General features: G+C 58.4%; 9 protein-coding genes. 1 reads left to right on the top strand and 8 read right to left on the bottom strand.

What is annotated here, in order from left to right; translation table 11 throughout:
* Nucleotides 1–563 precede the first annotated feature (563 nt).
* The 5 genes from nadD to OXE05_08975 form a co-directional block, all read right to left on the bottom strand.
* The gene (gene nadD / locus OXE05_08995; protein MCY4437451.1) at nt 564–1181 is read right to left on the bottom strand and encodes a nicotinate-nucleotide adenylyltransferase; all 618 of its coding nucleotides are present in this window, start codon (nt 1179–1181) and stop codon (nt 564–566) included.
* 122 nt (nt 1182–1303) lie between these two features.
* Nucleotides 1304–3739: a leucine-rich repeat domain-containing protein gene (locus OXE05_08990; GenBank protein MCY4437450.1), complete on the bottom strand. Its 2436-nt coding sequence runs from the start codon at nt 3737–3739 to the stop codon at nt 1304–1306.
* A gap of 84 nt (nt 3740–3823) precedes the next feature.
* Nucleotides 3824–4225: a hypothetical protein gene (locus OXE05_08985; GenBank protein MCY4437449.1), complete on the bottom strand. Its 402-nt coding sequence runs from the start codon at nt 4223–4225 to the stop codon at nt 3824–3826.
* Between the two features lie 69 nt (nt 4226–4294).
* Nucleotides 4295–4549 carry a hypothetical protein gene (locus tag OXE05_08980; protein ID MCY4437448.1) on the bottom strand — a complete coding sequence of 85 codons (255 nt, stop codon included), beginning with the start codon at nt 4547–4549 and terminating at the stop codon, nt 4295–4297.
* Nucleotides 4549–5277 carry a hypothetical protein gene (locus tag OXE05_08975; GenBank protein MCY4437447.1) on the bottom strand — a complete coding sequence of 243 codons (729 nt, stop codon included), beginning with the start codon at nt 5275–5277 and terminating at the stop codon, nt 4549–4551. The genes OXE05_08980 and OXE05_08975 overlap by 1 nt, the downstream gene beginning before the upstream one ends.
* A 473-nt stretch (nt 5278–5750) precedes the next feature.
* Here OXE05_08975 and OXE05_08970 point away from each other — a divergent pair, with 473 nt between their 5' ends.
* Entirely contained in the window at nt 5751–6044 is a 294-nt protein-coding gene (locus OXE05_08970; protein ID MCY4437446.1) for a hypothetical protein, read from the top strand.
* Nucleotides 6045–6325: 281 nt separating this feature from the next.
* Here the strand turns inward: OXE05_08970 and OXE05_08965 are convergent, their stop codons facing one another.
* From OXE05_08965 to OXE05_08955, 3 genes are all read right to left on the bottom strand, one after another.
* A complete protein-coding gene (locus OXE05_08965) occupies nt 6326–7672 on the bottom strand; it encodes an MFS transporter (GenBank protein ID MCY4437445.1) in 1347 nt (448 codons plus the stop codon).
* Between the two features lie 146 nt (nt 7673–7818).
* A complete protein-coding gene (locus OXE05_08960) occupies nt 7819–8466 on the bottom strand; it encodes an HAD-IA family hydrolase (protein ID MCY4437444.1) in 648 nt (215 codons plus the stop codon).
* Between the two features lie 74 nt (nt 8467–8540).
* A complete protein-coding gene (locus tag OXE05_08955) occupies nt 8541–9116 on the bottom strand; it encodes a type II toxin-antitoxin system VapC family toxin (protein MCY4437443.1) in 576 nt (191 codons plus the stop codon).
* Nucleotides 9117–9274: the final 158 nt, after the last annotated feature.

Raw genomic sequence — 9274 nt, 5'->3', positions numbered from 1 at the left:
CGTTCGGAATGACATGTAGGCAAGCACAGAGTTCTGCTCCCATGTTTCTTCTGCCAAATCTGTCAACGAATTACCTGACATTTACAATTCCTGTGTGTTGCAGAGGAATTGGCGGCCTCTTGGCTCCTACAGGGGCCAAATCGAGAGACCCACCTTGAGACCACGAAGCATGCGAGCTGCAGCCCATCTCCCCGCGCCGGGACGCACAAAGTGATAGGCTCGGCGGGAACACAAGCAGGCTGTGTAGTAGCGCGACATGTCGTGCACCTACCCATTTGTCACCAAAACAGACTTCCCACAAGCTTCCTGCGGCGACTCTTGCATAGCCCTGCCGGTCCGGTAGACTCCGGGGAGGTGGGAAGATTGTAGAAATCCGCAGTGGAGCCCCTTTCACTCCAGTCCCGCCCTTCACCCACCAAGGTGAATGGGTCTTGGCAACGGCCCCTTGAGAGACCGGGATACATGGATGAAGGCACGTGGATCCCAACCCCACCTCCGCATGAACTCTCCGCCTCACTGGCATCTTTCGCGAATTCTCCCGGAGTCCTGGGGCACACGGGCGCTTATTGGTTCGTTTCGACTTCCCCGCGCCGGTAGAGTTGGTGCGTCTCGATGTAGTCGGCCACGGGGGCTGGGGTCAGGTGGCGGATAGTCTTACCGGCGGCAACGCGCTTGCGAATAGCGCTAGCGGAGATGTCGACTGCCGGAATCTCTTGCACGGTGATACGCGCGCGCGCTGCCGGCGAGAGGCTTGTCAGAGCGTCCAACGAGCTAAACGCCGTTGCAGGACGCGTGAGGGCAACAACCGGCACCGCATGCAGGAGCTGCTCCGGCGCCCGCCACTGCGGAAGTTCGGCAAGTTGATCGGCGCCGACAATAAAGACGAATGAGTCATCAGGCGACTCACGCCGGAGCGCCGCCACAGTGTCCACCGCATAGCTCGGGGGAGGACGTTCGATGTCTATCGTAGAGAGCGCAAAGGCGGGGCGGTCTGCAATTGCGAGGCGCACCATGGCAACCCGGTGGCACGTAGAAGCTCGTGCGGCGGGCTTGAGCGGCGAACGGTTCGCCGGAATGAAGAGCACGCGGTCAAGCCGCTGCTCGGTGCACGCCGCTGCCGCGGCTATCAAGTGTCCGCAGTGAATAGGGTCGAACGTGCCGCCGAGTATGCCAATGCGCATTGAGCCAAACGCCGCTTTAGCCGTGACTGCGTAAACTGAACTCAGGCTGGCGGCATAACCGCCAGCCTGAGCTCACCTTCGCCTTGTTTGCCAGCATCCCCGCACGGAATGCTGGGACGCTCCTAATCGCTGCAGAACGGCAAACCGAGCTCATCCAGGTCGCTGTATTCGACGTTGCGCAGCGCACTCGGTATGCACCCGGTTAGTTGATTCCCACCAAGATCGAGTTTCTTAAGCGAGTTGAGGTTACCGAGCCAGGCGGGTATTGAACCGCTCAGTTGGTTTTCGCCCAAGTCCAGCGCCTGCAGATTTACCAGGTTGCCGAGTTCGGCCGGAATGCTGCCGCTAAGCTGGTTCTCATCAAGGTCCAGCCACTCCAGGTTCGTCAGATTACCCAGCGTGGCGGGGATGCTGCCGGTAAGCTGGTTCTCGTTGAGGTCCAACTCACGCAGGTTGAGCAAGTTGCCCAATTCCGGCGGAATGCTACCGATGAATTGGTTCTCGTCAATATCCAGCTCACGTAAATTGGAGAGGTTGCCGAGTGTTGCCGGCAGCTCGCCCGAGAGCTGATTGTGGCGCATATCCATTGACCGCAGGTTCGCCAGGTTACCGAGTTCGGCCGGAATGCTGCCGGTGAGCTGGTTGTTCCAGAGGCCGAGTTCTTGCAAGCTGCGGAGCTTGCTCAACGCAACCGGAATGCTGCCCACCAGCCGGTTGTGGCCCAGATCCAATACCGTCAAGTTGGCAAGCTCGCCCAACTCCACCGGGATCTCGCCGGTCAGGTGGTTGTGGGAGAGATCCAGTTCGCCCAGACTGGACAGACTGCCCAGCGAGGCGGGTATCGCGCCGCTCAGTTGATTATCGCTAAGGTCCAGCACTTCCAGTTTGCCGGCGTTGCTCAGCGTGGCGGGAATGCTGCCCCTCAGTTGGTTGGAGGCCAGGGACAAAACTTCCAGGTAGAGCAGATTGCCCAACTCCACCGGGATCTCGCCGGTAAGCCTATTGTTGGCAAGCCGGAAAGTCCGCACAAAAGCCAGGTTCTCGATCTCCACGGGTATCTCACCGGTCAGTTGGTTGTCGGAGAGATTGAAGTCCCGCAAATGGACGAGATTGCCCAATTCCGGTGGGATAGGACCGGTAAGTTCGTTCCCGCTGAGCACCAAGTAGGCGATAAAGGGAATGTTGCCCAGTTCCGGCGGGATGGGGCCGGTCAGTTGGTTGCCGGCCAGGCCCAGGGCCCACAGATTGGAGAGGTTGCCCAATTCCACCGGTATCTCGCCGGTGAGGAAGTTATTGTCCAACCATAAGGCTTCCAGGTTGGTAAGGTTACCCAACTCCACCGGTATCTCACCGGTCAGGAAGTTGCTATCGAGGTCGATGTCGCTCAGTTCGGTGAGATTGCCCAACTCCGGCGGTATGGGGCCGGTGAGTTGATTGTTCCAAAGCACCAACGTGCTCAGGTTGGTTAGATTGCCAATCTCTGCCGGAATCTCGCCCGTCAGTCGGTTGAAGGAAATATGGATCGTCCGCAGCTCAGGAAGGGTGGTCAACTCTACCGGAAGCTGACCGGACAGTTGATTGTAGGAAAGCACCATCGACGTCAGATTAGAGAGATTGCCGAACTCCGCCGGAATCTCGCCGGACAACCGGTTGTAGTGGAGCGAAAGAGATCGTAAGTTGGAGAGATTGCCCAATTCCACCGGCAACGCGCCGGTCAAACCGTTCCGTGAGAGGTTCAACGAACCGAGGTTGGTGAGATTACCCAACTCCACGGGGAGCGTGCCACTAAGCAAGTTGCGCGAGAGATTGAGAGATTCCAGATGGGTAAGGTCGCCCAGCCCTGCCGGGAGCGTGCCGCGAAGCCCGTGTTCCGAAAGTCGGAGGGAAGTCACGCGCATCAGGGAATTCAGGCTCACGCCCTCCCACTCGCTGACGTCAAGGTCGTCGGCCCAATTGAGTGCCGTGCCATCGCCTACGAGCGTATCTCTTATCTCCAGGAGCGTCGCGTACTCGTTCTCCGCGCAATACGGCATTTCGAGCTGGCCGACATCGCCATATGGGATGTTGCGGAATTCATCCGGCAGACATCCGGTCAGTTGGTTGCCGCGCAGCGTAATCCACTCCAGATTGTCGAGATCGCCCAACTCCAGTGGAATGTCGCCGGTTAGACTGTTACCAGCAAGCCACAGCCGTTCCAGGCCGGTGAGGAGGCCCAACTCCGCGGGAATAGTTCCTCTAAGATCGAGGTTGCGGAGATCCAGCCGGGTCACACGCTTCGATTCTGAGTCTATGGTGACGCCGGTCCACTCGTTGAGCGGCGTTTCCGGCCCCCAATTCAACTCCGCGCCGCCGTCCCCGCGCAGCGCTTCTGCGATCCCAAGCGTTTGCAGCGTTGCGCAATCGTCGGTGTCAATGTCATCAGTGCACGTTTCATAGTCGGCTGCAGTAAACAAGAGAATACCACTGAGGCAGAGTAGCAGCGCCCACGCGACTGACGACATTCTAAGGTCAAATTGCCTTAGCGCCTGCATGGGACACGAAAGAAGCCGCTGAAACATCATTGTTCTCCTTAGCGACTGAGAGGTGAATACTGCGTAGCGTACACGGCTAGAAAAGGGGGTTGTGTCGAGGTCGTTGACACACTAGAAGCGGCGGCGCGATTGCAACTTGCGTTGGAGGCGATCGATAAAACTTGGAGTCCTGTCAGTCATTTCCCGGCCGCGCCACATAGGCGCCGCCCGTCGCCGGTTGCCACGGAAAGCAAGGTACAGCGCGCCGCCAAAGCAGCACGCGGCGGCGACACCAAGCAGGGGCGCTGCCAGCGGAAACGTAAGTCTCAGCACGTTACCAAGCACAAGTCCGCCAAGTCCCAGTAAGAGCAACGTCCCACTGGGCCCGAATCGATCAAGGATGGCGTAGAGGGCACGCTGCAGCGACGGAGGCGCGCGACGGATGCGCTGCTTCTCTTCCGGCACGTATACTTCAATGCCGTCGAGGAGCCGCCTCAGCTCTTGTTCGTCCCGTTTTGACATTCCTTGCGGCATAGCGGTTACCCTCAGGTTTCTTCTGTAGTATTATTCGGCAATTGGCCGCTTGCGTCAATGCGACTTGCGTTACTTCTCGGTTTGGCCGCGCACGATGCGGCCGGTAATATACCAGACCGCCAGCCAAACGAGCCCACCAACACCAACTATAAGCACCAGGTAAGTGGCATCCTCCCACGACCAGTTGAAGAAAAGACGTATGACGAGCATGGAGGGAATGAGCCAGGCCACGATCTTGAGGCTGCGGGACAGCCGGGTGCGGAATTCCACCCAAAGCACCAGCGCCAGGACGAGCGCCGTGAGAAGCAAAATGAGTTGGCGCATTATTCACTGAACCCCCGCAGCGTGTCAAAAGGTCCTGCCGGATACGTGCCCCGCAGCATGCGCAGGGTGTCTAAGCCCTTCTGCGAGTCGCTGGCAAGTCGCTCCGGCAGTGAGCTCGCAATACGCTGCTTGAAGAGCCAATAGAGGAACTCTTTCCACTCGGTGAGCGTTATAACGCCATTGACCCGCTTATCTCGCTCTGCGCAAAACTCCACCAAGAGTTCATGTTCGTCCTTGCCGTACAGGCGTGTGTAGAGGCTTTCCGGGTCGCGTGAATCGCGGGTAACACCGTAATTCGTAGCCTTCTGTATCTCGTCATCCACCGCGTGGAGGAGCACCTCTTCAAGGGTGACGCCATAGAAATAGTTGAGGTAAGCGCAGTACTTCTCTTCTCCCAGCAGATGGGCGAAATCTCTATCCGAATAGGTAAACGGCGGTCGTGCGAAAAAGAACAGCGCCTCGCATTCCTCTTGCGGGAGTAGCTGCCGGAAGTCCCAGCTAATGCGCTCCATGACCAGCAATAGGTCAAGAGCTTCACCGGCAATCATGTACCGAAAGTAGCGCCCGCCATAGCACTCTTCGTCGCGACTCCAGAGATGGACGGCGCCCAAAAGCGCACTATACCAGTGATCTCCCGCACCAAGGGCATCGGCAAATGCCCGCACGGCAGGGGTCTGGTCGGTAGACAGGGCTGAATCAAACGCTTGCGGTGTTACGAGGGTCGGCATGGCAACTACTTTAGTCGCGGTAACGCAGTTTCCCACAGGCCCCATTATACTCGTGACGAAAAGGGTATGCCTACTATGCGCGTCTAAAGTACTTATCAATGGGTATCGGCAAGTGTCGAAACTCATAGAGGATCGCCGAGTGGGTCTTGCCGAATACCATGGGATTGCACACTCTTGCCACCCTGGTGCCATGCTTGGTCAATTGAACGTGCTCTGCGGGGCCGGTCGGCGCCGCATCCTCCGCGCATCAAAGAAGACTTAGACGTCTGGCACGCGGCACATGCTCTCGGCTGCGGGCGGCAGCGGTTGGGTTGAACGTGAGAGACTTGGTATCATGGAAGTTGGGCAAGGCCGGGATCGTCGTCCTTTTCTCATACAAGACTTCGTCCGCGACGGCCTCTCAACGTAGATGAGCAGATGACGTCTCAGCGTAGCCGAGCAACGGTTGCGAATACCAAGGAGCAGCAAAACCGGTGGCGGTGTATCGTCTGGACTACACGAATGCGGGGAACGCGGCACAGCGCATCACGGTGAACGGGGATACGGTTGTGCACCGTATTCCACCCGGCGGCAGAAAGTCGGTCCCCATGGAGATTGACGATACCGTTATCATTTGGGAACTGACCGGCGAGGACGACGCAGAGCCGCAGTCTACCGGGTCCGTCATCGGACAGTCCGGCGGCATCTTTCTGGAGTTGCGTCCTGCTGACGATCCTGAGGCTGTTCCCCAGCATATTCGCCTGCAGACCCGCCGCCGCTTGCTGTAGGAGAGCTGCCAATCCGCTAGTTAAGCCAGCATCAGGCGCAGTGTACCCTCAGCCAAGCCCCGCTCTGCTGGCTCGATTCTGCCACATTCTAGTCATTTCTCATTTGCGCTCGCGGTTGCTCACGACTAGCGGTTCAGCAAGCTTGAATTGACGGGTAGCGTAGGTTCGCACGGGACGTGCGCGTAACCTGCGCAGTTTCCTCGCCCTGCTGCCTACACCTATTTATCATTACAATGTTGTTGGACCACTAGTCTGCTCGGGCAATCTTGGCCGCATGTCCTCTACGGTTGGGCAAGCCGTGCCTGTCGGACCTCCTTCACCAGCATGAGGCCGACTCCGGAGAGAATTACGACAATTCCGGTGACCAGGTAAATAGGTCTCACCCCTATTGCATCGATCAAGAAACCACCCAACAGCGCGGTGAATGGCGTGAACCCAGCGTTGATCACTACGAGATTTGCTACTACTTTTCCACGCATGTGATCGGGGGTCTCCGCCTGCACGAGGCTCTGCATCGGCAGCACGCCTGCGGTGAGGAAACCCATGAGGACTGCGATGGCAAACACGTGCCAGAGCTGCCCCGCAATCGCTAGCCCCGCTACCAAAATGCCCATGGCAGCAAGCGCTATCGAGCTGAGCTTGCCGTCGCCGAGTTGTCTTGCCAGCCACGGCGCCGCCGGCAGAGCGATGAGAATTGCAGCGGATTCAATGGCGCTGAATAGGCCGAACGACTCCGGGCCCGCCTGTAACGCTTGGCGGAAATACACCGGAAGCAACAGCCCCAAAGCCGGATAGTGGAACGCGTTGAGGATTAGCCCGGCAACGGCCATGGCGCGTATCAAGGGGTGCTTGAGTATGAAAGACACCGAAAGTACCAGGTCTGACTTGGTGTTTCTCAGCATGCTCGCCAGCCTCGCGTGAGGCTTAGCTCCTGTGCTCAACGTGCTCCGATTTCCGGCCTGCGCGGGGGCGTCTACTCTGCTCATCAGTATTGCCGCAATGCCATACGTAATGAGAACGCCGCCAAGCGCATTCAGGCCGCCGATAGCTGCAAAGAGGAACCCCGCTGCGGCGGTACCGCCAATTCTTATTGCCTGCATACCCGCCGCTAAGGCGGCGTTTCCCGCAACCAACTTTTCTTTCGGCAGCAGGTTCGGCAGGATCGCCGCGCGGGCGGGATAGATGAGCAGCCCCGCCGCGGTGAGAAGAAAGCCGGCAACGGCAAAGTGCAACGTATCCAAAGACGTCAGGCGTCCCGCTACAAATAGTGCCGCCAACACAGCCACCCGCGCGACGTGTGAAAGCACCATGAGAGACTTGCGGTCCGCCCGGTCCGCGAGCACGCCGGCGAACGGTGACAGAATGATGAACGGTGTCACAGCAGCGGCGCCGGTTATGCCCACGGCCATCGCAGTTCCCAATTCTTGGAGCACGAGCCAGGGCAGGGCAACCCAGTAGATCGCATCGCCGACGCCGCTGGCAACCTGCGCCAGGAATAGGTAGCGAAAGTTGCGGTGCGCCAGGACGGCAAGTATTTCTGCTCGCCGGAAATGTGTGAACAGCAGTGAGTACATTGCCTGTATCTGGCCGAACCGGGCCGAGAGAAGCGCAAAAAGAGACTCCTCCATGCTCGCACAAGAGTCCGCCCGCGACCATAGCCACAAACGCTAACCATTCCGTAATGAGCGGGCTGGGGTGCGGACCTTCCGTCATTTGGAGAGAACGAGCGGCGTAGCAGCGGTCTTGCAAGTACTGCAGAGGGAATACGGACGTTCTAGCAAGCGATCGCTTGCGGCAACTCGGCCATGTTGGCAATGACAGCGTGGCAAGCGTGGGCAGTGAACTCTGCCTGCGTGGTGACGCCGGAGAGCACGGCGATGAAGGGCACCCGAGCGCGCTGCGCGGCCTTGGCATCGGTCACGCTATCCCCAACGTAGCAGGTGTTCGCCGGTACGCTCCCCAGCGCCGCCATGGCCGTGAGCAGTCCCTCGGGGTCCGGTTTGGATGCAATGACGTCTTCTCTCCCTACAACCACGTCGAATTCCGCGCTCAGGTCCTCGCGTTCCAATATCTGCTCGATGCGGTAGCGGAACTTGGAGGAAACGATGCCCAGCGCATAGCCGCGCCGCCTCAGTGCGCATATGGCCGCGGCGACGTGGGGGAGGATTACCGTTTGGTCGGCCATGATGGCATCCGCCTGCGCGATGAAGAGGCGGTCGAAGGCTTTGCTGGCAGCCGGAAACCTGTCCGCTGGCACGCTTGTCCCAACTACGTACGCAAAGGCGTCTTCAAGCGTGAGACCGATGGTTTGGCGAATGAGATCCGGCGGCGCGGCAGGCAACCCAAGCGCTGTCAATGCTGAATTCGTACTCGCAATCACGCCGGTAGAAGAGTCTGCCAGCGTGTAGTCAAAATCAAACAAGATCGTCCGCAAGTGAGAAGGCAAAATGCTACCGAAGGATGTATGAGGGTTTCAGAAAGACTCGTGGGGCAAACCTAAGTGTTAGTACCGGCAAGATGAAGAATCTCAAGATTGCTGGACGACGCCCCTTCTGCTCGCTTGAAGTCTGAGTCGGCAGTTACGAATGTCCCCGCGTGCGCCTCTGCGAGGGCGAGGTGAAGAGCATCATCAGGGGCAAACTCAAGGTCGCGCATATAGCGGATTGCCGCTGAGGTCATTGCTGGAGCGAAGGTCTTGCTATCCGGAACTACGTCTACCGGATGACCGGCTTCCTGCCAATCGTGTATCGCTAGCGCGACGCCTTCAATCCAGTCGCTGTGCTTTTCGAATGCCGCTGCCCTATGTCTGCGAAATGTGCTCCTTGAAAATCGAGAACCGGGCCTTTGCCTATTGATCGCGCGGTAGGATTCCTTGAACATCGCCCACCACGCTTCCTGCAAAGAGATTATGGACACAAGGATTGGCGCACCGGCAACGAGCAACTCTCCAACGACACCATCACAACTCTTGTAAAGGTGATGGCTACTAGCAACGTATCCAACAAGCACGTTTGCGTCTAAGTAAACGGGCAACCGAAACGAATGACCCGGCTGCCAGCGCCTTACGAGCATTCTAGGAACTCTCTGAACAAGTTTCTGGCATAGTAGCATAACAAGCGAGGAAGCCACGTGAGGAGGGGTCTAGGACATGGAGCAGCCGACGTTTGCCGACTTGGAGTACGCGCAGAAGAAGCGGAAGACCCGGCGGGAGCGGTTTCTGGAGCGCATGG

It is taken from the genome of Chloroflexota bacterium (genome assembly GCA_026710945.1).
GTDB lineage: Bacteria > Chloroflexota > UBA11872 > VXOZ01 > VXOZ01 > VXOZ01.
The sequence above is the reverse complement of the archived record's forward strand: the minus strand, read 5'-3'. Positions and strand labels throughout refer to the sequence as shown.

What these genes read in the sequence shown, in the direction of transcription:
- nadD (MCY4437451.1), bottom strand. Translation starts at nt 1,181, where the DNA reads ATGCGCATTGGCATACTCGGCGGCACGTTCGACCCTATTCACTGCGGA.
- OXE05_08990 (MCY4437450.1), bottom strand. Translation starts at nt 3,739, where the DNA reads ATGTTTCAGCGGCTTCTTTCGTGTCCCATGCAGGCGCTAAGGCAATTT.
- OXE05_08985 (MCY4437449.1), bottom strand. Translation starts at nt 4,225, where the DNA reads ATGCCGCAAGGAATGTCAAAACGGGACGAACAAGAGCTGAGGCGGCTC.
- OXE05_08980 (MCY4437448.1), bottom strand. Translation starts at nt 4,549, where the DNA reads ATGCGCCAACTCATTTTGCTTCTCACGGCGCTCGTCCTGGCGCTGGTG.
- OXE05_08975 (MCY4437447.1), bottom strand. Translation starts at nt 5,277, where the DNA reads ATGCCGACCCTCGTAACACCGCAAGCGTTTGATTCAGCCCTGTCTACC.
- OXE05_08965 (MCY4437445.1), bottom strand. Translation starts at nt 7,672, where the DNA reads ATGGAGGAGTCTCTTTTTGCGCTTCTCTCGGCCCGGTTCGGCCAGATA.
- OXE05_08955 (MCY4437443.1), bottom strand. Translation starts at nt 9,116, where the DNA reads ATGCTCGTAAGGCGCTGGCAGCCGGGTCATTCGTTTCGGTTGCCCGTT.